Annotated in this window: 19 protein-coding genes; 8 read left to right on the top strand and 11 right to left on the bottom strand. The window is 45.5% G+C overall.

What is annotated here, in order from left to right; genetic code table 11:
* Positions 1–43: 43 nt before the first annotated feature.
* Positions 44–1,585, bottom strand: coding sequence for a glycine--tRNA ligase (locus AAEO56_RS13195; RefSeq protein WP_341697539.1), 1,542 nt, complete (start codon positions 1,583–1,585; stop codon positions 44–46).
* A gap of 111 nt (positions 1,586–1,696) precedes the next feature.
* Between AAEO56_RS13195 and AAEO56_RS13190 the strand changes: the two genes are divergently transcribed.
* The 3 genes from AAEO56_RS13190 to AAEO56_RS13180 all read left to right on the top strand — a co-directional run bounded on the left by AAEO56_RS13190 (position 1,697) and on the right by AAEO56_RS13180 (position 4,368).
* Complete coding sequence (locus AAEO56_RS13190) at positions 1,697–2,377, top strand: ComF family protein (protein ID WP_341697538.1); 681 nt, start codon at positions 1,697–1,699, stop codon at positions 2,375–2,377.
* Between the two features lie 13 nt (positions 2,378–2,390).
* Positions 2,391–2,675, top strand: coding sequence for a hypothetical protein (locus AAEO56_RS13185; RefSeq protein ID WP_341697537.1), 285 nt, complete (start codon positions 2,391–2,393; stop codon positions 2,673–2,675).
* Positions 2,676–2,754: 79 nt separating this feature from the next.
* Positions 2,755–4,368, top strand: coding sequence for an Ig-like domain-containing protein (locus tag AAEO56_RS13180; protein WP_341697536.1), 1,614 nt, complete (start codon positions 2,755–2,757; stop codon positions 4,366–4,368).
* On the opposite strand, the gene AAEO56_RS13175 is transcribed toward AAEO56_RS13180, so the two are convergent.
* From AAEO56_RS13175 to AAEO56_RS13165, 3 genes are all read right to left on the bottom strand, one after another.
* Positions 4,352–5,116 carry an amidohydrolase gene (locus AAEO56_RS13175; protein ID WP_341697535.1) on the bottom strand — a complete coding sequence of 255 codons (765 nt, stop codon included), beginning with the start codon at positions 5,114–5,116 and terminating at the stop codon, positions 4,352–4,354. The genes AAEO56_RS13180 and AAEO56_RS13175 overlap by 17 nt on opposite strands.
* Before the next feature lie 213 nt (positions 5,117–5,329).
* Positions 5,330–6,748 carry a glycoside hydrolase family 30 protein gene (locus AAEO56_RS13170; RefSeq protein WP_341697534.1) on the bottom strand — a complete coding sequence of 473 codons (1,419 nt, stop codon included), beginning with the start codon at positions 6,746–6,748 and terminating at the stop codon, positions 5,330–5,332.
* A 254-nt stretch (positions 6,749–7,002) separates the two neighbouring features.
* Positions 7,003–7,854 (bottom strand): ChaN family lipoprotein, encoded by an 852-nt coding sequence (locus AAEO56_RS13165; protein WP_341697533.1) that lies wholly within the window; start codon positions 7,852–7,854, stop codon positions 7,003–7,005.
* A 280-nt stretch (positions 7,855–8,134) separates the two neighbouring features.
* On the opposite strand from AAEO56_RS13165, the gene AAEO56_RS13160 reads away from it, so the two are divergent.
* Positions 8,135–9,496 (top strand): hydroxymethylglutaryl-CoA synthase family protein, encoded by a 1,362-nt coding sequence (locus tag AAEO56_RS13160; RefSeq protein ID WP_341697532.1) that lies wholly within the window; start codon positions 8,135–8,137, stop codon positions 9,494–9,496.
* On the opposite strand, the gene AAEO56_RS13155 is transcribed toward AAEO56_RS13160, so the two are convergent.
* Together AAEO56_RS13155 and AAEO56_RS13150 are read right to left on the bottom strand one after the other, a co-directional pair.
* The gene (locus tag AAEO56_RS13155) at positions 9,414–9,923 is read right to left on the bottom strand and encodes a hypothetical protein (RefSeq protein WP_341697531.1); all 510 of its coding nucleotides are present in this window, start codon (positions 9,921–9,923) and stop codon (positions 9,414–9,416) included. The two genes, AAEO56_RS13160 and AAEO56_RS13155, sit on opposite strands and share 83 nt — an antisense overlap.
* Positions 9,924–9,962: 39 nt before the next feature.
* Positions 9,963–10,721 (bottom strand): hypothetical protein, encoded by a 759-nt coding sequence (locus AAEO56_RS13150; RefSeq protein WP_341697530.1) that lies wholly within the window; start codon positions 10,719–10,721, stop codon positions 9,963–9,965.
* A gap of 274 nt (positions 10,722–10,995) precedes the next feature.
* On the opposite strand from AAEO56_RS13150, the gene AAEO56_RS13145 reads away from it, so the two are divergent.
* Both AAEO56_RS13145 and AAEO56_RS13140 read left to right on the top strand, forming a co-directional pair.
* The gene (locus tag AAEO56_RS13145) at positions 10,996–12,288 is read left to right on the top strand and encodes an aminopeptidase P family protein (RefSeq protein ID WP_341697529.1); all 1,293 of its coding nucleotides are present in this window, start codon (positions 10,996–10,998) and stop codon (positions 12,286–12,288) included.
* 175 nt (positions 12,289–12,463) lie between these two features.
* Entirely contained in the window at positions 12,464–13,246 is a 783-nt protein-coding gene (locus tag AAEO56_RS13140; protein ID WP_341697528.1) for an alpha/beta fold hydrolase, read from the top strand.
* Between the two features lie 141 nt (positions 13,247–13,387).
* Here the strand turns inward: AAEO56_RS13140 and AAEO56_RS13135 are convergent, their stop codons facing one another.
* From AAEO56_RS13135 to AAEO56_RS13120, 4 genes are all read right to left on the bottom strand, one after another.
* Positions 13,388–16,159: a PD-(D/E)XK nuclease family protein gene (locus AAEO56_RS13135; RefSeq protein ID WP_341697527.1), complete on the bottom strand. Its 2,772-nt coding sequence runs from the start codon at positions 16,157–16,159 to the stop codon at positions 13,388–13,390.
* Positions 16,160–16,389: 230 nt separating this feature from the next.
* Complete coding sequence (locus tag AAEO56_RS13130) at positions 16,390–17,781, bottom strand: OmpA family protein (protein ID WP_341697526.1); 1,392 nt, start codon at positions 17,779–17,781, stop codon at positions 16,390–16,392.
* A gap of 111 nt (positions 17,782–17,892) precedes the next feature.
* A complete protein-coding gene (gene kbl, locus AAEO56_RS13125; protein ID WP_341697525.1) occupies positions 17,893–19,086 on the bottom strand; it encodes a glycine C-acetyltransferase in 1,194 nt (397 codons plus the stop codon).
* Positions 19,087–19,220: 134 nt separating this feature from the next.
* Positions 19,221–22,460, bottom strand: a complete 3,240-nt coding sequence (locus AAEO56_RS13120) for a UvrD-helicase domain-containing protein (RefSeq protein ID WP_341697524.1) — start codon at positions 22,458–22,460, stop codon at positions 19,221–19,223.
* 121 nt (positions 22,461–22,581) lie between these two features.
* On the opposite strand from AAEO56_RS13120, the gene AAEO56_RS13115 reads away from it, so the two are divergent.
* Together AAEO56_RS13115 and AAEO56_RS13110 are read left to right on the top strand one after the other, a co-directional pair.
* Entirely contained in the window at positions 22,582–23,190 is a 609-nt protein-coding gene (locus AAEO56_RS13115) for a superoxide dismutase (RefSeq protein ID WP_341697523.1), read from the top strand.
* A gap of 92 nt (positions 23,191–23,282) precedes the next feature.
* The gene (locus AAEO56_RS13110) at positions 23,283–24,101 is read left to right on the top strand and encodes a hypothetical protein (RefSeq protein WP_341697522.1); all 819 of its coding nucleotides are present in this window, start codon (positions 23,283–23,285) and stop codon (positions 24,099–24,101) included.
* A gap of 436 nt (positions 24,102–24,537) precedes the next feature.
* On the opposite strand, the gene AAEO56_RS13105 is transcribed toward AAEO56_RS13110, so the two are convergent.
* A complete protein-coding gene (locus AAEO56_RS13105) occupies positions 24,538–26,436 on the bottom strand; it encodes an amidophosphoribosyltransferase (RefSeq protein WP_341697521.1) in 1,899 nt (632 codons plus the stop codon).
* Between the last annotated feature and the right edge of the window lie 29 nt (positions 26,437–26,465).

The raw sequence follows: 26,465 nt of genomic DNA, 5'->3' as shown, positions 1-26,465 counted from the left end.
CTGCCGTTAAAACAAAACGCCCCCTTCCGGAGGCGTTATTATATTACATCTTCATCAGCCAGTTCCGTACCGAAACTTCTTCGTTGATGATGCTTCTCAAGTCAGATATTTTTACCCTGTCCTGCTTCATGCTGTCGCGGTGGCGGATGGTCACGGTCTCATCTTCGAGCGTCTGGTGGTCTACCGTGATGCAGAAAGGCGTGCCCAGTGCATCCTGCCTCCTGTAGCGGCGGCCAACGGCATCCTTCTCATCATACGCCACGTTAAAGTCCCATTTAAGGTCTTCTATTATCTTGCGTGCCACGTCCGGGAGGCCGTCTTTCTTAACCAATGGCAGTACCGCAGCTTTTGTAGGTGCCAGTACCGATGGAAGGCTTAGTACCGTACGTACAGAGCCATCTTCCAAAGTTTCTTCTTTTAATGCTGTGGAGAATACCGCAAGGAACATCCTGTCAAGCCCGACAGAGGTTTCCACTACATACGGCACATAGTTCTCATTAAGTTCGGTATCGAAATATTGGAGTTTCTTGCCTGAATGCTCCTCGTGTGCCTTAAGGTCGAAGTCGGTACGGGAGTGGATTCCCTCAAGTTCTTTAAACCCAAACGGGAAGTTGAACTCGATATCGGCAGCGGCATTGGCATAATGCGCCAGCTTCTCATGGTCGTGGAAACGATAATTTTCCCTGCCAAGGCCAAGTGACAGGTGCCATTTCAGCCTGGTATCTTTCCAGTACTCATAGTATTTCATTTCTTCACCCGGGCGCACAAAGAACTGCATTTCCATCTGCTCAAATTCGCGCATACGGAAGATGAACTGCCTGGCTACGATCTCGTTACGGAAAGCCTTGCCCGTCTGCGCGATACCGAAAGGTATTTTCATACGTCCGGTTTTCTGCACGTTCAGGAAGTTCACGAAGATACCCTGCGCCGTTTCGGGGCGAAGGTACAGATCCATTGCGTTGGCAGCCTCCGCGCCCAGCTTGGTACCGAACATCAGGTTGAACTGCCTTACTTCGGTCCAGTTACGCGAACCCGTTTCCGGGTCGGCGATCTCCAATTCCTCGATTAGGGCTTTTACATCGGCCAGGTTCTCGCTGCCCAATGATGCAGCCATACGCTCCAGTATCTGGCGTTGCTTTGCTTTATATTCCATCACACGGGCATTGGTCGTAACAAATTCCTCCTCATTGAAGGCATCGCCAAAACGCGCGCGTGCTTTTTCTATTTCCTTTTGGGCTTTCTGGTTCAGCTTTTCGGCATAATCTTCAATAAGCGTGTCCGCCCTGTATCTTTTTTTGGAATCCTTGTTGTCTATCAAAGGGTCGTTGAACGCATCCACGTGCCCCGAAGCCTTCCATGTGGTAGGGTGCATGAATATCGCGGCATCAATCCCCACAATGTTCTCATGCATCTGCACCATGCTCTTCCACCAGTATTCCCTGATGTTCTTCTTTAACTCTGCGCCGTTCTGCCCGTAGTCGTACACCGCGCTTAAACCATCGTATATTTCGCTGGACTGGAAAATGAACCCATACTCCTTAGCGTGCGAAATAACATTCTTAAATTGATCTTCTTGTTTTGCCATAGTGGTGCAAAAATATAAAACCTAACTATATAAGCGCAGTAATTTATACAGAAAATCAGGCTGGTGTTACAGAAATAAAAAGTTTTATATCTTTATCCAAAAAGCAATATAATGCTCCGCTCCCTCTTCAACCTCCTCTTCCCGAAAGCCTGTAATGGCTGTGACGGACTGTTGCTGGAAAGTGAAGATGTTATCTGTACCGCATGCCGCCACGATATGCCTTTTACGCTACACCACCTGAACCCGGAGAATGAGACCTTCAAAAAGTTCTACGGGAGGCTGCCGCTGGAACATGCTTCGGCATTTGTGTATTTCCATAAAGAAGGCATGGTGCAGCAGATGATACACAACCTGAAGTACCGCAGGCAGCAGGATGTAGGCCGCTTTTTAGGGCAATTGTATGCCGAAGACCTTAAAACCGTGGAAGCGCTTAAAGATGTTACCGACATTATTCCGGTACCGATGCACCCGAAAAAATTACGCCAGCGCGGCTACAACCAGGTAACGGAATTCGGGAAAGCTTTAGCCGAAGGGCTGGGCAAAAACTACAATGAGGCTATTTTGGTAAAGAAAGTGCATACCCAAACCCAGACAAAAAAGAACCTTGCTGCACGTGCCGCCATAGCCAACGCTTTCGATATCAATTATACGGATGCAGATGCAGAAAAACACTTTTTACTCATCGATGACGTTATCACTACAGGGTCGACGTTGGAAGCCTGCGGGCGGGAACTGCTGAAAATCCCCGGCGCTAAGGTCAGCATTGTGACTATGGCTTATGCGCATTCATAAATACTCCTAGTAAATGCATAATTTAGAGCAATATTATACAGAAGAAGCGTGGAGAATGTTTTCAGCCTTATATATGAATGACTGGACTAATTCACCGTCACAGCAAATTTTATTAAAACAACTAAATAACGAAACTGATATTTCAGCAACCGTTGTTGGAATTTATGGCGACGCCTATTGCAATCAAATAATATTTCAAAAAATACCAGCATTAGATAATTTAAGCATATTAGATTGTATGGGCAGTATTAAATTAAGAAATCGCCTTAAAGAAATGCTTATGAGATGTCCTTACTAATCGTTATATAGAATTTCTTGAATAAACATTTCAATAACATCAATTATAATTGTTATTTTGTGCTGTCAAAGAATTCAATATGCTGAAAAGTAGATTTTTCCTTTATATAGTGCTCATTTCACTTTCCCTTACCGGATGTGCCAAACGCGGCAGCATCACCGGCGGGGCAAAAGACACGATACCCCCTACCATTACAGGAAGCTCACCACGCAACATGAGCACCGATTTTAAAGGCAAAGAGATTCATATCGACTTTAACGAGTACATCAAGATAAAAGACATCAACAAACAGCTGATCATTTCTCCGCCGATGAAGTACACGCCGGAAATAGTACCTGCCGGGAGCGCCAGTAAATTCATCAATATAAAGATCAAGGATACGCTACAGGAAAACACGACGTACAGTTTTAACTTCGGGCAAAGTATTACCGACAATAACGAAGGCAATCCGTATTCGCAGTTCAAATTCATATTTTCTACAGGTGCATACATCGACTCACTTTCGCTAAAAGGGACTATAAAAGATGCTTACGCTCTGGAAACAGACAATTTTGTAACGATTATGATGTATGAGGCCAATGAAACCTTTAACGATTCTACGATTTACAAAGAGCGCCCAAGGTATGTGACCAACACGCTTGACAGTATGGTTAGTTTTTCACTGGAAAATATTAAAGAGGGTAAATACCACCTTTTTGCACTGAAGGATAAGAACAATAATTACAAATACGACCCTAAGACCGACAAGATAGCATTTCTGAATGATATAGTAAATGTCCCGGACAGCCTTATTGCCGGCTACCAGCTGGAACTTTTCCAGGAAACGCCACCATTCAGGCCTTTCAAGCCATCACTTGAGACATCCAACAGATTCTTTGTGGGCTATGAGGGCGATGCGAGAGGGATAAAAGTAAAGGTGAAGAACGGTGCCGAAGATATCCGGTCACTGGTCACAAAAGTACCCGACAAAGATTCGGTGAATGTATGGATACCGCGGGGCATTAAAGCCGACTCGCTTCAGGTGCAGGTAACCCACCGTGACTCGGTAAAGGATTTTGTCATGAAATTTAAAGAGCTCAAAACCGCCGATTCCCTAAAAATCGAGGCGGTGCAGAAAGGCGGGCTCCATTTCCGGGAAAAATTCACACTGAAGCCGTCGACACCGCTTGTTACTATTGACAATAGCAAGATAACCCTTATCAACAAAGACTCACTGGCTGTACCGTTTACTTATGCGTATGACGAATTTAAGCAGGAACTGGAGTTCGATTTTGTAAAAGAAGAGAGCCAGAGATATAGTTTCAGGATGTTGCCGGGGGCCCTTATAGATTATTACGGTACGCAGAACGATTCCTTAAAATACACCATCGTTACAAAAACGTATGCCGAATATGGCAACCTGCGAATACAACTGCAAAATGTAAACCGATTCCCGTTACTACTGGAAATCACCAATGTCAAAGGAGAGGTTCAGGCTTCCTATTATTCAGAGGGGGAAACGCAGATTAATTTCGATGCTATACTCCCCGATAAATACCTTTTACGGGTTATTTACGACAATAATAAGAACCGCGAGTGGGACAGTGGCTATTATCCTGACAGGCGCCAGCCCGAAGAGGTGATCTATTTCCCGAAAGAAGTAGATGTACGGGAGAACTGGGACGTAGAGCAACCCTTTAATCTCGGAGGGTAAAGCTATCCCTGTCGTTTAAAAACCCAAACTTTTTACGGGTCTCCAGCAGGCTTTCCTTATCAAGCACCGCCGTAAAAACACCTTCATTACCCGAAGCATCAGTTATAATTCCGCCAAGGCAATCCAATACCTGAGAATGCCCGGGATAGGCATGCCCGTTCTCATCGTGACCAATCCGGTTAAGTCCCGCTACATAGCACATATTCTCTATGGCACGTGCCTTTAGCAGCGTATCCCACGCAAATACCCTTGGCGAAGGCCAGTTGGCAACATACAGCAGCAGGTCGTATTGCTCAACATTCCTTGCAAAGACCGGGAAGCGCAGGTCATAGCACACTAAAGGGCATATTTTCCAGCCTTTATATTCCACGATCAGTTTTTCGGTCCCGGCGGTATAGGCTTTGTCTTCGCCCGCCAGTGTGAACAGGTGGCGCTTATCATACGTTTGTATATCACCGCCCGGGAACACAAAAACAAGGCGGTTGTAATACCTGCCATTCTCTTCAATAACGAGGCTTCCCGTAATGGCACAATCCTTAGCAGCGGCCATTTCCTTCATCCATGCAATAGTTTCTCCGTCCATGGTTTCTGCCACAGCTTGCGGCTTCATGGTAAACCCCGTTGCGAACATTTCGGGGAGCAGGATAAGGTCGGTTTGCCCGATACTGTTGATGAGCCTTTCGAAATTGGCGCGGTTGGCCTGCGGGTCTTCCCAGGTAAGGGAGGTTTGAATGAGAGATATTTTCATAGATTCTTTTGCCACGAATTACACAAATTTCACGAATTTTATCATTGTGGGTGGTTCATTAATTCCCTATGGGAAACCAACGCAAACACGCATTCTTCTACCGAAATTAAATCGCTACGCGATAGGAATACTTCCCAGTAGGGAACTAATTTCGGTAGCCAAAGTTTCCACACCGGCTCTTAATTTCCCGTAGGGAATTAATAAACCGTATATCTACTCCATCACCAGCGTAGCCACCATCCCGGCTTTTAGCGTTATGGTCGTTTTCTTTTTGCCGGCAGCAACATCAATTGTTTTGTCCGATTCAGAGGTGTTCTGAACCAGCACTGCGATTTTACCGCCAGGGGTTTTGTAGGCTACATTAGGAAGGCCTTCCACTATATTCGATTCTACCCTCACCGATCCCGGCCTCACAAATTTGGACGAATGCGCAATGATGTAATAGGCGGGTTCGCGGGTCACTTTGTTTCCTGTTATAGTTACAGCGCCAAGGCAGCGGTCGCATCCACCCCTGTCGGTATGCGGTTCCTGCTTTTCATCGGCGGCAAGGTTCCATTCTAATACAGTTTTGCACCAGTTACGCGGCGCGCCGATACTCAGGTTCTCGGTATGCCAGGTAAGCTCTTTGGCAAAATCACCGGGTGCGCCTACCCATTGCTCAGTAAAATATAAATTCTTGTCGGGGTGCGCCGTATGCACTTTCGATATGGCATCTACCGTCCCGCCATACAGGTGGAATGCTGATCCATCTATGTATTTAGCCGCTTCTTTGTCGTCCAGGATAGATATAGGATAGTCGGGCCTGTCGGCATTGTGGTCGTAGATGATGATCTTGGTGTTTATGTTATTCTTTTTGAAGGCAGGCCCCAAATGATCCCGCACAAATACTTTCTGGTCGGCGGCCTCCATCAGCAGGCTTGGGTTGTTGCCGGGATGCAGCGGCTCATTCTGCACGGTGAGCGCATCAATGGTAATGCCATACTCCTTCATTTCCTGAATGTACTTCACGAGGTATTTGGCATAAGCCGGATAGTATTCCGGTTTCAGGCTGCCGCCGCGGGTATCGCCATTGGTTTTCATCCATACGGGTGGTGACCATGGAGAACCGAGGATCTTTATCTTCGGGCTTATTGCCAGTATTTGCTGTAGCACCGGGATAAGGTATTTTTTGTCGTAACCAAGGTAAAAGCGGTCTATGTTCTCGTCGGTTTCTCCTTTAGGCAGATCGTTATAGGAAAACAATAGTTCGTCAAGGTCGGATGCACCAACGCTGATGCGCAGGTAGCTCACGCCGATATCATTTGCGCCGGTACCAAAAAGTTCTTTCAAAAGTTCTGCCCTCGACTGTTTGTCCATTTTGGAAATATGCATAGCGCTGCCGCCCGTCAGGGTAAAGCCGAAACCATCCATTTCCTGGTATTTCACTTCAGGGTTTATGGTAAGCCGGATATGGCTTGTGGCCGGGTCATTGGTTACGGGTTGCTGTTGGAGCATCGCTGATCTGTCGGGCATGGTTACCCATAATCCCGCATCGGGTGTTTTTGTTTTGGATGCGGAACCGCAGCCTATCGCAAGCCCTGCTAGTAGTAATACCGCTATCCCGGCTGCTGCTTTTGTCCTGATTTGAAACATAATAGAATTTTTTGGTTGATGATCTTTTGGAAAACCCAAATTACGATAATTTCTACGAGAAATGGAACGCGGATGACACGGATTAGGCGGATGACCACGGATTTTCTTGCGACTGCCGAAAATTTAACCACAAGGTTCACTAAGACCTGCACAATGGACACAAAGCTGTGTGAACCGTGTGAAAAAACTCTGTGTCCATTGTCGTAAATTCAGAACCTGCATGCCTGAAAACTGCGACTGTGACTGAAAACTTGCTAATACGTCTTCGTCATATCCTCATCTACTACCAGTATAAAATCAGCAAGGTTCTGGTTTTCCTTTTCCAATTTGGAAATATCTTTTTGGGATACCGCAGCAATGGTAATGACCTTTACGCCGGGTTTCGCTTTTTTGAGGTACCAGCCGATGCCTTCGAAATTATCGCTGTGGTAGGTGCCGTTGTAATGAATGAATATGGTGCCGGGCTTCAGGTTCTTTACAATGAAATACGCCATCGTGGCATCTTTTACTGCCTGTGCCTTCGGGAGGTTGTCGCCGCCGTGGCCGCCCGACATTTCAATCATCTTTACATAGCCGGGCAGCGTGGCATCATAGGCAATGGGTAATGGCGCTACCCAGAATTTTTCCTCGGCTGTAAGCCCGTCAAGCGCTTCGAATCCGCCTTTATAAACTTTACTGGCAAAGCGGCGCGGAACATTGGCCGCCACAAACGGATAGTTCTTTTCTTTAGCAAAATCCACTAATGGCTTGTAGTCGGTCTTGTGGTTAGGCCAAAGGCGCGCCAGCGTGTCGAATGCCTTTTGGTCGATCTCCCCGCGCAGGTATTGGTCAAGCTGTTTCTGGTTGTCCGCTTCGATCATTTCGGCACCAAGCACCAGCGGTTTGGTTTCCGACAGCCCTTTTGCCAGTTCCAGTTCGAGCCAGTGGATAAGGGAATTGTCATGGTGTTCGCCAAACAGCACAACCTCCGTATCTCCGGCAGCTTTCAGGAGTTTTTTATAGGTGGTTTTTTTGCCTTCTTTGGTATAAAGCTGGTAGGGCTGACCCTCCTGGGCCAGGGATAATGCGGATATGAAAAGCGTAGTAAGGAGTATGTGGAGTTTCATTGGGATGTTGATTTGCGGGGTAAAAGTAAGGATTTCTGGCCTCACCCCCAACCCCTCTCCACACGGGGCTGAAGACCGAATTGGCGAAGCAAAGGAGAGGGGACCAGCCCCACTCTGCCGGAATGTGTCCTTGGGGTGTAATTTACGTATTGTAAATTTGAGAAATCGGAAATTTTAGTGTCTCTTTTCTTTATAATTCCTAAAAATTCATTCTGCCTGAAAGTTGTTTGGCTTTTTACCGTTGAAGCTTTATAATTTTACCTTTCAAAACAACTTTACCATGACTTTTGGAATTGATGCCATCGCTTTTGATGTTACTAAACTGCACCTCCCTATAACCACTTTGGCGAATGCCCGCGGCATTGACCCTGAAAAACTCGAAAAGGGATTGGGACTATTTAAAATGACCCTGCCGGATGTGCATCAGGATGTGGTGACACTTGGCGCTAACGCATTGACAAAGCTTATCATCCAAAATGATATTGACCTTACAGCGATCGACCGGATATATGTCGGCACCGAGAGCGGCATCGACAGCTCAAAGCCTATCGGGTCGTTCCTGGTCTCGCTCATGGAACAAAAATTTGGCGAGGGTATATTATCACATTGCGACACGCTCGATATTACGTTCGCCTGTATTGGCGGGGTGGATGCGCTGCACAATTGCCTGGATTTCGTCAGGCTAAATCCTGAAAAGAAAGCTATTGTTGTGACTACCGATATTGCAAAGTACGATTTGGAATCGACGGGCGAATACACACAGGGCGCAGGGGCATTGGCAATGCTGGTTACTGTCGATCCGCGCATCATCTCCTTTTCAGGCGAATTTGCGGTAAGCACCAAAGGCGTGTTCGATTTTTTCAAACCCTATCGTTCTTTTTCGAAAAGCGATATAACCGGAACTACCGAAAATGAGCCGTGGCATGATGTATTAGAAGCAGAAATAGAGATCCATAAAGACCAGCCTGTTTTTGATGGGCAATATTCCAACCAATGCTATACTGACAGGACGAGAGAGGCCTATTTCCGGTTTAAGGAAATGACGAAAACGGAAGGATCATTATATGAAAACTGGGAAGCCATACTCCTGCATCTTCCCTACGCCTTCCAGGGACGCAGGATGTTTGCGGAAATTTTCGCGCTTGATGCTACTACTCCCCTGCTTACCGACAATGAGGAATCTTCGGATCATCAGAATAAAGTAAAGGAGATCGCCAAATCGGAAGCATACAGGGATTTTGTAAACCAACAATTGCAGATGGCCGAGACAGCATCATCGCTGATCGGGAATTTATACACGGGCTCTATCTTTATGGGGCTGCTTTCGGCTTTAAGCCAATTTTCGAAAAACGGCAATGATATTTCCGGTAAGAAATTAGGGTTCCTGGCATATGGCAGCGGCTCGAAGTCGAAAGTTTTCGAAGGGACAATTCAGCCGGGCTGGAAAGAAGCTGTTGATAAAACGCAGCTCTTTGAAATATTAGGCGAAAGCCATGAGATCGGTTTTGAAACTTATCTGCAACTGCATAAAAAGGGGTTGAAGAAGAGCATACTTCACGCTAAAAACGAATGGGTGCTTCATCATATTGAAAAGCAAAACCCGAATTTGCTTGGGGCGCGATATTATGAGTGGGTGGATTAAAGCTTAATTCTTCTTTAATCGACTTTACCGCATCATTAAGGTCATTGGTTGTTTTTATGTACATACCATTATGGACTCCTTTAAAATAAGGCATGCCGTTTTTGGCGGTAACCAGCATCACCCGGTCTACTTCGGCAGGCTGGCGGCCTTCGGCAAATTCGAGCAGCAGCACATTCCCTTCAAGGTAGTAGCGGCCGCAATAGTAGGAGGCGTTAACTCCGAGAAAATTCTCCCGAAACACAAAAGTCCCATTTTTCCTGAGCTTGAGCTTGTACAGCGCCATTTTTTCGGATCGCTCCGCAACAAGCACAGTGCGCGAAAAGCGGTTGAGGACATCGCCACTGCGGGCCATACGGTCTTCCCTGCGCATTAAGGAACAACTCGTGAGGGTAAGTGTTGCCAGAAGTAATATTGCTATGCGTTTCATTTGTAAATTATTGACATATAAAGATAAAGGAAATCATAATTACATAAACGGATTATTCTTTACCAGATCAAAATGGTCATATTCAAACTTGTTGACCCAACAGCTTATGATCCCTGAATCAAATCGCATCCCGCCCTCACGTATAATGGCCATTTGCGTTTGTATCTTACTATCTGGCTTATAACCTTTATGTAGTACAACGGAATCCAGCGCAGCACAAGCATACATCCTTCCAACCGGATTTACCGAGAACAATAGCTTCTCAATGATATTATACTTCTTCTCTTCTAAAAGGTACTTCAGGTTCAATTCAGCAAAATAAATATAATCCCCATCTACATGATATATAGTACCTTCTTTACTAAGATATTGTGGCGTATTCATATTATAAAAAATCGTCAGTTCGCGGGGCTCATATCGCTTATTATTTTCCAATTCCCATAAGAAATCCGGATGCACGTTCCTATAAAGCGATACATTATCATCATAGATACGGTCCCACCACATCGTATCGCCTGAACATTGTAGGGGAACAGTTATTTCTTTCAGGTAATAATCCCTGAAAAGATCATTGTTCGCAACAATGGAAACTTCAGAATATATTATATTGTCGTGAAAGACCAAGACGTTGGCATAAATACTCCCATAGCCACCGTAAACCTGATGCCTTATATATTCAAGCTGATCTGGAAGCGGTATCCTTTCAGTACTCACATTTCCATTAGCCGAAAGCAATGAAGGAAATATTTCACGATAACTATCTATTGTCGGCAAAAGTCCCGGGACCTTGTTCAACATTTGGTGAATATGCCGAATATCCTTGTCCATCCATTCTGTTATCGGGCCTTCTATCTTCTCTTTCGGACGGCAAGTTGGGCAATTATCAAAGGTTTGTAAATTGGTTTTATAAATGCTCTCCTGGGCAAAAAGCATTACTGGGAATAATATCATTATAACTAAACATCTCATCGACTATTTATTTTCTATAAAAATAATCAAATAACCAACATCCAGTAGAGGACATTTTCCCAATAATCTTCCTATTTTTGATGTCCAAACAAAAAGCTATATCATGAAATACCACCAGATAGACAGCACCCTTTTCATTAAGAACCGTAAAAAGTTCATGGCCGAAATGAAGCCGAAAAGCGTTGCCGTATTCAATTCCAATGACATTTACCCTATAAGCGCCGACAGTACTATACCGTTCCAGCAGCACCGCGATATCTTTTACCTGAGCGGCGCCGACCAGGAGGAAAGCATATTGCTGCTGTGCCCTGATGCGCCTTATGAGCACCTGCGTGAGATATTGTTCCTTCGGGAAACTAACGAGCATATTGCCATTTGGGAAGGCGAGAAACTGACCAAGGCGCGCGCTACCGAAGTATCCGGGATCAAAAATATTGTATGGCTAAAGGACTTTGAAAAAACGCTTTTTGAGGTAATGACCTACTGCGACACCATGTACATCAATACAAATGAGCATTATCGCTCTGCCGTGGAAACGCAAACGCGCGAGGACCGTTTTATTAAATGGTGGAAGGATAAATACCCTGCGCACCAGGTAGCCAAAAGCAACCCGATACTGCAAAGGCTGCGCTCAGTTAAAGAACAGGAAGAACTGGATTTGATTCAGAATGCTTGCAACATTACCGAGAAAGGCTTCCGCCGCCTGTTGGGCTTTGTTAAGCCGGGCGTTTGGGAATACGAGATCGAGGCCGAGCTGATACACGAATTTGTGCGTAACCGCTCTAAAGGGTTTGCCTATACGCCAATCATCGCTTCGGGTAAAAATGCTAATGTGCTGCATTATATCGAAAACAACCAGCAATGCAAGGACGGCGAACTGATCCTTCTTGATGTTGCCGCCGAATATGCCAATTACTCTTCCGACCTCAGCCGTACCATACCGGTTTCGGGGCGCTATACGCAAAGGCAGAAGGACGTTTATAACGCTGTGCTCCGCGTAAAGAACGAGGCAACCAAAATGCTGGTGCCGGGAACGCTTTGGAAACAATACCATGTAGAAGTTGGTAAAGTAATGACCTCCGAGCTGCTGGGCCTTGGCCTGATCGACAAAGCCGATGTGCAGAACGAAGACCCTGCTTGGCCGGCGTATAAAAAATATTTCATGCACGGCACATCACACCACCTAGGGCTGGACACGCACGACTACGGACTTTTAGCTGAGACGATGCAGGCCAATATGGTGTTTACCGTAGAACCGGGCATCTACATCCCTGCGGAAGGTTTTGGTATCCGTCTTGAGGATAATGTTGTGGTACAAGCCAGTGGCGAGCCGTTCAACCTGATGCGAAATATTCCTATTGAAGTGGAGGAGATTGAAGAGTTGATGAACGCCTAGTTCGAAAGTTTAGAGTTTAAGGTTTAAAGTTGCCTACTCCTGCTGATAACATTACAGTCCGTGCATTTGCGGACTGTTTTTTTGTTTATTATAACACGGAATTTCTTTAATAACCTTTATTTTTGTACCATCGACATCGTCCTGCTTCAAGAGTGAGCAACTTTAAACCTTAAACTTGAAACTTTTAAACTACAAGAATATAAATCTCACCTATTCCGATACCGGGAAGGGCACCGCTATTGTGCTGCTGCATGGTTTTTTGGAGAACAGCACCATGTGGGATTTCTTTGCGGGTGAGTTTGCCAAAAAGTATCGCGTTATTACTATCGACCTGCTTGGGCATGGGCAGACGGAGTGTCTTGGATACATCCACACGATGGAAGATATGGCAGATGCCGTTCAATTCGTGCTGCATGAGCTGCGCATCCGTAAGGCGATATTCATGGGGCATTCGATGGGTGGGTATGTAGCTTTAGCTTTCGCCGAATTGTACCCGGAAATGGTTAAGGGGATAGTGTTGCAAAACTCAACTTCACGGGCTGACAGCGAGGAACGCAAAGCCAACCGGACACGTGCAATTAAAGCCGTTAAGCAGAATTATGAGGGGTTTGTACGCCTGTCTATAGCCAATCTTTTCAGCGAAGAGAACAGGGAGAAATTTGCCGTTGAAATTGATGCATTGCGTAATGAAGCGCTCAAGACCCCATTGCAGGGAATTGTTGCAGCGCTGGAGGGAATGAAAGTCCGTAAAGACCGTGAGGTGATATTGCATTTTGCGCCCTATCCTGTTCTCTTGGTTTTGGGCAAAAAAGACCAAAGCCTTATTTATGATGAGCACGCCGACCAGATCGAGGGCACCGATAAAAAGCTGGTTACTTACCCCTACGGGCACATGAGCCATATTGAAAGCCGGGATAAATTACTGAAGGAGGTTTTGGAGTTTTTTAAAGGCTGTTGAGGGAACACGGATAGAACTGATTAGACAGATGACCACGGACATATTCCAGTATCTTTTTGTCATCCTGACGAAGGAAGGATCCCACGTTAATTGAGATTCTTCGACTCCGCTGTGCTACGCTCAGAATGACACAGGGTAAAACTAAATCTTCTCCACAAACGGAACTCCCTCATTCAATATCTCATTAATAAGGATGATCAACTGCGTTTTGAATTCCTCAAGCAGTTCGCTGTCAACAATATCCCTTGCCGGGTCGCTTTTACCAAAACTGTCTTTATAACTAAAACTCATAAACCCGTTTTTCATGTTCTTGAAGGAGATGATGCCTGCCTCGGTTTCCAGGCTCCCTGCCTGCTGTTCGTACATGAAAACATACGTGAGCAGCTGTATAATCTTTTCGTTCTTTATATCGCCCGAAAGCCCTTCCCATGTTTTAAGCACAAGGTCGCGCTTTTCTACCTTGCCTGTTTTATAGTCCATGATGCGGAGCCTGCCATTACGTTGTTCGATACGATCGATATTCCCGGATATAAGCACAGGATAAGGCAGCCTGTCATCTTCCAGCCAGCGTTCGTACCGCTGTTCGAGCGCGAGTAGTTTTACGGCATCCCCTGCTGTAAGGCCCTGCTTTTCCTGCTTCAGGAAGTTATGTACATTACGCTTTGCCACCTCAAAAGCCAAAAGGTTACGCCCTTTGCGTATCTCGCCTTCTTTGTATACCAGTACGAACTGCCGCATTACCTCATCATCAACAAGGGCAGCCATATTATCTACATCGTGTGTGGCAAGAAATTTACCTATGTAAGGTGTGTAAAGGTTTTCCAGCGCTCCGTGGATAATGGTTCCCAAGGTGTTTAGCGCGATGCTCTCCTCTACTTCTTCAGCCTCTCGGATGCGCAGTACCCTTTGATAATAAAACTGTATCGGGTTACGGATATAGCCCGTTAATGCCGATGGCGAAAAACCTTTACCCGTAGCGATCTCCTTGAGGCGATCCATTACCTTTTGGGTTTTGGGGACCGTCATGGGTTCGTAGGCTTTATCGGGCAGGAAGGCATTGTATATGCCGCTTTCGAGGTTGTGTGCAGGCTTCTTTTCTATTTCGAGCTGGGTAAGGAAACGGCTTCGCTCCCCTGCATCAAGGCCTTCGCTTTCGGTATTATAGAGCAGGTACACATTTTTAGCCCTTAATAACAAGTGGTAAAAGTGGTAGCTGTAGATGGCATCTTTTTCTTTGTATGTCGGCAGCCCAAGTTCTTTTTTTACATCGTAGGGTATGAATGAATTCTGGGTTTTCCCGGCGGGGAATTTGCCCTCGTTCATAGAGGTGATGATCACATTCTCAAAATCGAGCACGCGGCTTTCCAGTACGCCCATGATCTGCAGCCCGGACAGCGGCTCCCCTTCAAACGATACCTCAGCGAGTTCGATCACCTGTTTGTAAATGGTATGAAGCACTGTGATGTTATCCATCTGCGGATGCACTTCATAATAATTTATGAGCTTGTTGATGACCTTAAATATCGAGTACAAAAATGCCTTGGTTATCTTGTCCTCTTCATCATCATTACTGAGAAAGGACTTCAGCGACAGCAATATTTCCGACAACCTGCCCAATATCTGTCCCGCATTATTCTCCCATCTTTCGAAAAGCAGCCTGAAAAACGGCGAAGCCTCGCCATGTATCTCAAACAATTTGCTTAACGAAAAGAAGGTAAAGTTGTTGCGGTTGATGACCTCGACCAGATAGGAGGCGCCTGCATAAGGCTCTACCAAAGGGTGGGTCAGTATGTCCAGCACCTCGCGGTAATACAACGTGTAGCTCTTTTCATTACGCCCTATGGCATTTGTATGCAGCTTGAACAGTTTTTGGACCAGTATCTGTGCCGGATTGTTGCGGCTGCTGTAGCCCATAGTAATGTTCAGGCTTCCCACACTGGCAGGAAGGCTGTACAGTATTGGTATCAGGAGGTTTTCTTCGCCCAAAACCAATGCGGTCTTATCGAGGCTATGGCCATCTTTTTGCAGCTGCTCTATTATTTCTCCTGCGATCTTTGCCTGCCCCACTGTTTTTGGTGTGCCTATTATCCTGATGTTTTTTTGAAGGCTGAATTCGTCCACGATCCATTCAAACGGATGCGAGGTGTATTGTTTCCATTCTTTTTTGAATCGTCGTATGAAGAGCCCTGAATCATGATATGGGTCGTTCAGGAAAGCCTGGTCGATGTCCCAGTAGATTCTTGCCTGCCCTACCGACAACAGGTGCTGTATGATCTTTTCCTCGGCGGCATTGAGCGCATTGAATCCTGCAAAGATGAGCTGCTCTTTTTTGAAAGCGTTAGAAAAATGGTTGATGTTATTTACGGCTTCACGATAAATGAGCCCCTGGTATCCGGCACCTTTATTGAGCAGGTGATTATAAAGCGTATTGTAATACAACGGCAATAGCTTCCAGAATTCGAGGTAATTCTCGATCATGGTAGTCCGCTTATCCACATCTACCGCCCAGTGCTCTATTTCCTGGATGTTCTCGAGATAGGTAAGTACATGCCTCGGGTCAAGCAGGTAGCGGTCTATCTCATTGAAATCCTGAAGGAGCGTCTTGCCCCAGTTCGCAAATGTTTCAAAGGGTTGCTGCTTTTCTTTTGGCGTAAGTTCCAGGTAAATAGTATAAAACTCAAACAGGAGTTCGATAGCATCTATAGAGCGTATGCCGGCAACATCCTGTATAAAATCTTCAATGCTGATGATCTCAGGTGCAAAGATCGTGGCATCCAATTGCTTTTTCAGCGCTTCTATCAAAAACACCTTCGCCCGCTTATTGGGCAGCACAATAGTGATCCCGGATAGCGAATTCCCATAATTCGTCACTAATTCACTGCTAAGCCGGTCTAAGAAAGTCATGTCTGCCATGGTATATAAGAACCCATCCCGGGTTTTTTAGATTGGCTGCAAAATACTCTTTTTGCCCCAAATTTCATCTTTTTTTTACGCTGTAGCATTGCTATAGCGTGCAAAAAAGCTAAAATTTGGAATAAAAATCTTTATTTTTCGCTGCAATCAAAAAACCAGGGATGGGTTCAAATAAAAAACGCCCCCGACATATCGGGGGCGTTTCCTTAATTATTTTCTGGATTCAGAAATTATCCTCTTTTTACAAGTTTAACTTCTACCCTTCTGTTCTGTGCTTTACCAGCAGCAGTTTTGTTGGTAGCGATCGGTTTAGTTTCACCAAAACCTGTCGATGTTAACCTGTCAGCAGCGATACCATTCTCTACAAGGAAGTTCCTTACGGCTGCAGCCCTGTTTTCAGATAGTGTCTGGTTAAGCGCATTGCTACCATCGCTGTCAGTGTGTCCTTCTATGCTAAAGTCAGCATTTGGATATTCTTTGAAGATTGCAAGCATTGAAGCCAATACCGGCATTGTTTCTTCTTTAAATGTAGCTTTACCACTGTTGAAAAGGATAGTCCTTGCGAACTCGTTAAGACGTTTGATCACTTCTTCAGTAACTTCAGGACATCCACGGTTTGCAGAAGTACCTTTTACGTTAGGGCAAAGATCATCTTTGTCAAGTACACCGTCGCCGTCAGTATCCGGCCATGGGCATCCCCTGTTTTCTTTTGGACCTGCAACCTGAGGACAGTTGTCATCTTTATCAGCTATGCCGTCACCGTCAGTATCAGGACATCCCATAAATTCTTTAGGACCTGCAACATCCGGACAAGAGTCATCTTTGTTTGGTATACCGTCGCCATCTGTATCAGGACATCCCTGGAACTCAGCTACACCAACTTCATCCGGACATAAGTCATCTTTGTCAGGAATTCCGTCGCCATCACGGTCAGGACATCCCATAAATTCTTTAGGACCTGCTTCTGTAGGACACTGGTCATCTTTGTCATATATTCCGTCACCGTCAGTATCTTTACCGCCAAATTTGAAGGTAAGACCTGCAAAGTGCTGTATGTGCCTTGGAACATTAGCTGTTGCCTGGTCTTCGAATGTGTGTTTGTAAGTAGACTGTACTGTAAGTGCAACATTTTCTGTAAACCAGAAGTTAACACCAACACCACCGTTTACCGTACCATTACCATTGTTGTCCAACCATGTGTAACCTCCGCCTAAGTGCAGGTATGGGTTAAACCAGCTTTTGTTCAAAAAGCCATATTTGATTGTAGCATCTGCTCCGTAGTACGTAAGATCGCCCGGGTTAGTTACCATATAATCCTGTGTACCTGGCGTACGGGTAACTACTTTGTCGATTTTGTTTACCGAACCGGTAAGACCGATTGAAAATCCATCGCCAATGTGCCTTGACACATTAATGTACGATACCGATGGCAAAATGTTCCAGCTTTCCTTGAATTTGAAATAGTGGGTGAACTGGTCTTCAAATTTTGAAGCTGCACCGAAGCGCGTACTTACCGCATTGACACCGAATGAGATTGCCCATGGGTTGTCTTCGTCCTGCGCCTGGGCGTTCAACCCCAAAGCTAGCAGTGCAGCTACGAATAGTTTGTTAAGATGTCTCATACTTTTTTTTGTTTTAATTACGAAAGGTTATATGGGACAAATTTACAGTGTTAAACCATAACAGCAAAACGTTTTATTACTAATTATCCTACTAATACGCCTAAAATGTAGTTAAATCAGTGTTAAAGCTTTGCCAACTTCGGTAAAGGCCGCTATAGCTTTATCCAAATGTTCCTGTGTATGAGCCGCCGAAAGCTGTACCCTTATTCTTGCTTTACCTTTTGGAACTACCGGGAAGAAAAATCCTATAACGTAAATACCTTTTTTCAGAAGCTCATCTGCCATGGTTTGAGAGAGCTTAGCGTCATAAAGCATTACGGGCACGATAGCCGAATCGCCATCTATAATATCAAGGCCTGCTTTTTTCATGCCTTCCTTGAAGTAATTCGTATTCCACTCCAGTTTGTCGCGCAGTGACGTGTCCTTCTTCAGCAATTCGAACACCTTTATAGAGGCGCCTACAATAGCCGGTGCAAGCGAATTGGAGAACAAATAAGGGCGTGACCGTTGCCTTAACAATTCGATAATCTCTTTTTTACCTGTTGTATACCCGCCCATAGCTCCTCCAAGCGCTTTGCCAAGGGTACCGGTAATAATGTCTACCCGCCCCATAACACCTTTGGCTTCCAGCGTACCTTTGCCTGTAGCGCCTATAAATCCGGCGGCATGACACTCGTCTACCATTACCATGGCATCATATTTATCGGCAAGGTCGCATATTTTATCTAACGGAGCCACAAGGCCATCCATAGAGAATACGCCATCGGTAACAATGATCTTGAAGCGCCTGCCTTCTTCATTGGCTTTTATCAGTTGCTCCTCAAGTTCCTGCATATTGCTGTTCTCATAGCGGTAACGCGCCGCTTTGCATAAACGAACGCCGTCTATAATAGACGCATGGTTAAGGCTGTCAGAGATAATAGCATCTTCTTCGCCAAGCAATGGCTCGAATACACCGCCATTGGCATCAAAAGCAGCTGCATATAATATAGTGTCTTCGGTGCCGTAAAAATCGGCAATGGCTTTTTCAAGGTCTTTGTGAATGTCCTGCGTGCCGCAAATGAACCGCACTGAGGACATCCCGAAACCGTGGGTATCCATTGCGTCTTTGGCTGCCTGTATAACTTCGGGGTGCGATGAAAGCCCCAGGTAGTTATTCGCGCAGAAGTTTAAAACTTTCTGCCCGCTATCGAGGGTTATCTCTGCGCCCTGCGGGGAAGCGATTATTCTTTCTTTTTTGTAAAGGCCGTTCTCTTTGATACTCTCAAGCTCGGCTGTTAAGTGTTCTTTGATTTTTCCGTACATTTTATAGTTTGTTTGTTGTTTAGTTTCCAAGCCCCCTGCCGGAAGCCCCCTAACCCCCGAAGTGGTAACGAGCTTCACTTGGCGGTTAGTCCTCACCCCCCGGCCCCCTCTACAAAGGAGAGGGGGAAGGAACTTCACTCATGCCGATAGTTCTCACTGGGACGAGTTTCACCAGATGGAGATTGCAAATGTATATAAAGTATTTCATTATTTGTTTGGGCTGCATGAGTGAAGCTCGTTCCCCCTTCGGGGGCTAGGGGGCTTCCTATATATACCAATGCCTTTTTTACCACCTGTAAACCCATTGCTTCAAGCGCTCTTTGGTAATCGGCCAGCTGCCTTTCATATTTGGGAAGGTGCACACCCGTTTTATAATCCAGTAGCCACGCCTTGCCGTCGCGTACCGTTACCCTGTCGGGTTTTATGGTTTGCGCGCCTTTACTGATGATGCTCTGCTCACTGAAAATCACAGTGCCTTCTGCGAAAAAGTCTGCGAGCTCCGGGTGATAAATAACCTCCTTTAGCATTGTTGCCACATCGTCCGACTGCGAATGGACGATTAGGCCCTCCTCTACGGCCTTCATAACCGCGAGCGGAATATCATTGCCGGTTTTTACAAAGGATAATATTTCGTGCATTACGTTACCAAATTCAATAGCCATCAGTTGTGTTGTGCCCCACATCAGCGATTCGCGCTGCGCTATCTTTACCGCCCGGGGGTTGAAGCGCTCCTGCACTACCTTTATGGTTTGTTGTGGTTCGGAATAATCTTCTTCTTTTGATAATTTTTCAGGTGCACCAAAGGCGTATTCAGCGACTGTGTTATCGAACACGCCTTTATCGGTAAGGTATTTTATAAAGTAAGACGACATATTGTTCGTCAGTTCGCCTCTTGATGTAAAGTTCCTGTTAGAAATGATATAAAGCTGCTCCTCGGCACGGGTGAGCGCCACATATAATATATTAATGTTATCGAGCAACTCTTCCTGCGACTTTATCATATACATTTCGGCGGCCTTTTCGCCATATTCTGCTACGGCACGGCTACTGTCGATAAGCGCCTTTTGGAATTCAAAGGTATCATCGTCCAGTTCCAGCCACAGCTTGTCGCGGCGAGCCCTGGCATAGTCCTCCTCTGCAAACGGAAATATAACCACCGGGAATTCCAGCCCTTTGGATTTGTGTATGGTCATAATGCGCACGGCATCGTTTCCTTCAGGCGATGGTATGCTAAACTTGGAGCCGTTATTATCCCAATACTCGAGAAAATCGGCAATGCCCGATTGTGTGCGGATGTCTCTTTCTAAAACCAGGTCGAGGAAATACTGCACATAACTTTGGTTGCTCTTTTCTTTGATGAAGGCATCCACAATGGTTTCCACGGCTTCATACAGCGACCGTTTCCTGCAATTTTTAAACGATATATGTATGCCGTGCGCACCGAGCCAGGTTTCGAGGATTTCCTCATCGGGTTGCTGCATGCCTTCGGCGATAAAGTCGTGTACACCCAGGCTATGGCTTTGTGTGGTCGAGGCAAAATACAGGAAGTGGGCTTTCGCCTCAATGTTGCTGTTGCTTTTCAGGTAGCGCAACAGGCAGATGATGAGCTTTACCTCGGTAGCATTTTCTATCAGTAGTGTTTCTGATGAAAGGATCGGTATCGCATTCTCCGTAAGGTAATTTGCCAAAAGGATACCCGGCTGCCTCCTTCGCGTAAGCAGTACAATGTCTTTATATTGAAAACCCTGCGCGCGAAGTTTTTCTATGGTTGCCAGCGTTGCCTTTAGGTACAGCTCATTCTTATCGATCTCTTCTTCGGGATCCTGTTGTATCTCCGGCAGGAAGGAAATATTCACATAGCCGCCTTTCTTGGTATTATGATCCTGTGTGCTCCCGGCATACATGGCTTTGTAATCTTCATTTTCAAATTCGCCCGAAAGGAAGGAAAAGAAATCGTTGTTGAAATTAATAACCTCACTGTAGCTCCTGTAATTGGTCCCTAATTCAATCTTACCCCAGTCCGGGTTGGAGAACGGGTTGTGCCCTTTACCCAGTTCAATGAACTGCTCCGCCTTCCCGCCCCGCCAGCGGTAAATGGACTGCTTGGGGTCGCCCACGATCATTAGTGATCCTTTTACACCTTGCAAATCTTCAGAAGCGAGTGAGTTATCAATAAGCGGGATAAGGTTCTGCCATTGCATTTGCGAAGTGTCCTGAAACTCATCGATGAAAAAATGACGGTAGCGTTCGCCCAACCTTTCGTAAATAAACGGAGCCGGCTGGTTCTGTATCTCTTTATGGATAATGGCATTGAATTCGGATATCGAAAGCACATTTTGTTCTTTCTGGATGCGCTCCAGTTCCTGCCCTATCGAATTAAGAAGCGATAACGGCGTTATGTTCTTAAGGAACGCCTGGTAAAAATTACGCTTCTCATAATTCTTATACGACTTATCGAGAAGTGTAAGCATTTGCGGGAGCAGGCCATCAATAAGAGCCCTGTCTTTTGCTGTTTTATTTATCTGGACATCCTCAGGTGCGTAATATTTTTTGTGGGTATTGTTGAGTGTCCCTTCCTTTATATAATTAATGTGGTTTGGGAATGTCCCCCTAGAAAAGGATGCTGGGTCAATGCCACTGCTTTCCAGTATTCCGTGCATCTCATGCCCCAGTGCTTTGCACTCCTGTTCCAATACTGCAATAGTCTCTTTCAGCTTTTCCCTGATAAAAAGAAATTCCTCGATAGACTTGTCCTTGAACTGGTGCAGCTCGTTGCGGTTGTTTTCATCTATGAGCAACCTTCCGGTCTCGAAAAGTTCGTGGGTAACGTCCCAACTTTTGTCGTTGTCGGTCTTATCTAAGGAGAAGTCGACCAGCAATTGTGTAAGCACCTCGTTCTCGCCCGCTTTTGCAATAATGGCATCTACGGCTTCCTGCAGGAGGATGTCGGTTTCTAGTGACACATCAAATGAAACCGAGAGGTTCAGGTCGTGCGCGAAGGCACGTATCACTTTATGGGTAAACCTGTCGATAGTCGAAATGTCGAACGAGGCATAGTTGTGAATAATATTCTTGATAATGGCCCTTGCCTTATCCTTTATCGTAGCAAGAGACAGCCCTGTTTCTTTTGAAAGCTCTTTCATCAGCGCTTCAGCCCTTTCACCGGGTTCGTCTTTTGCGAAATCGGAAAGGTTCAGGATGATTCGCCCTTTCATCTCCTCAACCGCTTTATTGGTAAACGTTATGGCAAGTATCTTCCGGTAGGCATCATCTGTTGGCGCCTGTAGCAATATGCTCAGGTATTCTTTTACCAGCATATAGGTTTTGCCCGAGCCGGCAGAGGCGTTGTATATTGAAAAAGCAGTTTTTGCCACTTAAAATGAAGGGATTACAATTTGATTATCTAAATTATTCTAAAATCTTATTTTTTATGAAGCTATAAATCTGTAAATTTGGATTTAAAATTAGTACTAATCTTTTAAATATACCCATCTTATGGCATTTGAATTACCAAAACTTCCTTACGCATACGATGCCCTGGAGCCGCACATTGATGCCCGCACCATGGAAATTCACCATACCAAGCACCACAATGCTTATACAACCAATCTGAATGCAGCGATTGCCGGTACCGATCTTGAAGGCAAAACCATAGAGAATATCCTTATCAACCTCGACATGTCTAATAAGCCTGTGAGGAATAACGGCGGTGGTTACTATAACCACAACCTTTTCTGGACCATACTTTCGCCAAAGGGCGGCGGCGAACCTACCGGTGAGCTAGAGGCGGCTATCGACAAAGCTTTCGGTTCTTTTGAAGAATTTAAAGCAGCGTTCGCGAAAGCGGCGGCTACGCAGTTTGGTTCCGGATGGGCATGGCTTTGTGTGCAAAAGGGCGGCAAGCTTGACATTTGTGCAACACCTAACCAGGACAACCCATTGATGCCGGAAGTAGGCTGCGGCGGTACACCGATACTTGGCCTTGACGTGTGGGAACATGCCTACTACCTGAACTACCAGAACAGGAGGCCCGACTATATCGAGGCTTTCTTCAACCTGGTGAACTGGGAAGAAGTTGCAAGGCGTTTTGCAGTAGAGAAATAATATTTCGATATTACAATATAAGACGGGTTCCGGAAGGCGCCCGTTTTTTATTTCACTTGGCTATGGAGGCCAACAAGACAAGCACATATAGTATGGCAAAAAACGAAATTATTACCTTTAAGGACCAAGTATATTTTACCCCGGCCAACATCATAGTCTGGATGAAGTTCTACCTGCTGTCGGATAGCGCTTTCAGGGAAGCATTCCCCGAAGCCTATGACCACATTGCACATTACTATTTTCGGGAGTATCACATCGGTGGTGGCGGACTGGAAGGCGACGGGTTCAACCTCGATAGTTTTCTTAACGATGAAAATACAGACCGGTTCTCGGCCATCATTGCCGATATGCTTAGCAGGCATTCGATGTTGAGGGATGAAATTAACGCAATGGTATCAGCCAGTGAGGCTTTGAAACCTTTTAAAGAGGAGACCGTACAAAGATTCTTTTCGGATAATATTTCTTTCGATGATGCCTCTGACCTCAGGACACATTTTGAACTATTGCAGCAAGCACTGAAGCAGCGTTCGCTCTATGATCCTGCCGACATTGGGATCGAGGAGCTGGCAGGCGAATGGATATCAACGTTCGAGACCGAACAGCTCAGGATCAATTATAACATGACCGACTTCACCCCGCTTGGTACGCGGATACGGCTGCTGATCACCAAACATGACGAGCTGTTCCATAAATTCACCTGCCTGGCAAAGGTGTATGACTATGTGTCGAAAGAGGAGCTGGAGATCGCCGTGCGCCAAACGTATGTCACATTACAAAATGGCTATCTCCTTCATCATTATCAGGTGAATGAAAGTTTTGAGCTCTCTTTCAAAAGGCCGGTGTTGGGTTATAACGGTAATACGTTCAAAACGCAATTCGGGAATGTTGGATTGACGTTCGAACGCATCTAAGATAGAATGTAATTGGATAAAAAATAAAAAAGGGAAAACGATTGGTTTTCCCTTTTTTTGCCCCCAAAAATACCGTAAAATTAAATTTACTAATGCTATTTTCTGAGACAAACATAATACAGATTATTGTTACTGCAAAATAAATCTGATGAAATGCAACTTAAACTCGTTGAAATGCACGCATAGTATTATATTTTAACTTTTTTAATAAAAAGTCAGACTGGATTTTTTTGATAAGTGTTTAGGGAAATATATAAAATAAAAAAGGGAAAACGATTTGGTTTTCCCTTTTTTTGCCCCCAAAAATACCGTAAAATTAAATTTACTAATGCTATTTTCTGGTACAAACATAAGGCGGTTATTTGTATGCCGCAATTATTTTAGATGAACTGTGTACTAAACCCGTTAAACTACACTTTATAGTAACTATTTAACACTAGTATGCCCTTGCGTCATTCCCTTCATAGAAATTGATAAAGGCCCGGTTTACCACCCTGTTGCCGCCCGGCGTAGGGTAATCGCCTGTAAAATACCAGTCGCCCAGATTCTTAGGGCAGGCTTTGTGCAGGTTATCCACTGTCTGGAATATGATCTTCACAGCTGCTTTAGTATCCTCAGAACTTAGCATCTGCGCAATCTTATCCGATATCTCCTGGTCGGTAAACGGTGCATAGAACTCTTTCACGTGGTTGATCACTTCACTGTCGGGCAGGTCTTCCTGCGCTTTCGACTTTTGATACACCTCATCCACAATATGCTGTAACCCTCTTTCCTGAAGCAGTTCCAGCGCTGCCCTGAAAGCCACAAGGCCTTCCAGCTTGGCCATATCGATCCCGTAGCAGTCAGGATAGCGTATCTGCGGCGCCGAGGACACGATCACAATGCTCTTAGGGTTAAGCCTGTCCATCATCTTGATGATGCTTTTCTTGAGTGTGGTTCCCCTAACTATGGAGTCATCAATTATAACCAGGTTATCTTCCGGCTGTATCACACCGTAGGTTACATCATATACGTGCGCTACGAGGTCGTCGCGGCTGCTGTCTTCGGTAATGAAGGTGCGCAGCTTGGCGTCTTTAATCGCTATCTTCTCGGTACGTATCTTTACTTTCAGCAGTTCTTCCAGCGTTTCTGCCGTAAGGGTATGCCTGTTTTCCAGTATGTGGTTGTTCTTACGTTGGTTCAGGAAGTCCTGCGCAGCTTCTACCATTCCGTAGAAGGAGGTTTCTGCGGTATTCGGGATATAAGAGAATACCGTATTGTCAGTATCGGCATCAATCGCCTCAAGCACTTGTGGCAACACCAGCCTTCCAAGCTCTTTACGCTCTTTATATATTTCGGCATCGCTTCCCCTTGAGAAATAAATGCGTTCGAATGAGCATGCCTTCTTCGTTACTGGTGGAATAATCTCCTCGACAGATACTTTTCCATTCTTCTTAATGATGATCGCATGACCGGGATCAAGTTCCTGTACTTTTTCGAACGGTACATTAAATACCGTTTGTATTGCAGGCCTTTCTGAAGCTACAACGGCAATTTCGTCGTCCTGGTAATAGTAGGCCGGGCGTATCCCTGCCGGGTCGCGGAATACAAAGCTGTCGCCATGCCCTAACAGCCCCGCCATGGCATAGCCGCCGTCCCATTGTTTGGAGGCGCGTTTCAGTATGCGGGCAATGTTCAACCTTTCGGAAATTACTGCCGATGCTTCCTGCTTGGTATAGCCTTCGTTCTTGCAGGCCTGGTACAGTTCGGATACTTCATCGTCAAGAAAATGCCCGATGTTCTCCATGATGGTCACGGTATCGGCCAATTCTTTCGGGTGCTGGCCAAGCTCAACAAGGTTGGCAAACAGCTGGGTAACATTCGTCATGTTGAAATTACCGGCCACAATAAGGTTACGGTGCATCCAGTTGTTCTGCCTCAGGAATGGGTGTACACTCTCAATGCTGTTCTTTCCGAAAGTGCCGTAGCGCAGGTGCCCAAGGAACAGTTCACCTATATAAGGTATATGCTCTTTTTGCAATGCAGCGCTGTCGTTATATTCCGGGTGAAGGGTAAGCTCCTCGTTGATCCTGTCGTTTATCTGGGCAAATATGTCCTGTACGGGCTGCTGCTGGTTGGAACGTACACGACTGATGTAGCGCTGCCCCGGCTTCACATCCATCTTGATGCTGGCAAACCCTGCGCCGTCCTGCCCGCGGTTGTGCTGCTTTTCCATCAGGAGGTACATTTTCTGTATACCATAAAAAGCCGAGCCGTATTTTTCCTTGTAGTATTCCAAAGGTTTAAGTAACCTTAATAGTGCGATGCCGCATTCGTGTTTCAAAGCGTCACTCATAGTTGTTGTTGTGTTGTAGTCGTTGCTGT

This window comes from Flavobacterium arundinis, from assembly GCF_038289855.1.
Taxonomy (GTDB): Bacteria; Bacteroidota; Bacteroidia; order Flavobacteriales; family Flavobacteriaceae; genus Flavobacterium; species Flavobacterium arundinis.
Note: the sequence above shows the minus strand (reverse complement) of the source record. Positions and strands in the feature narration are given on the sequence as shown.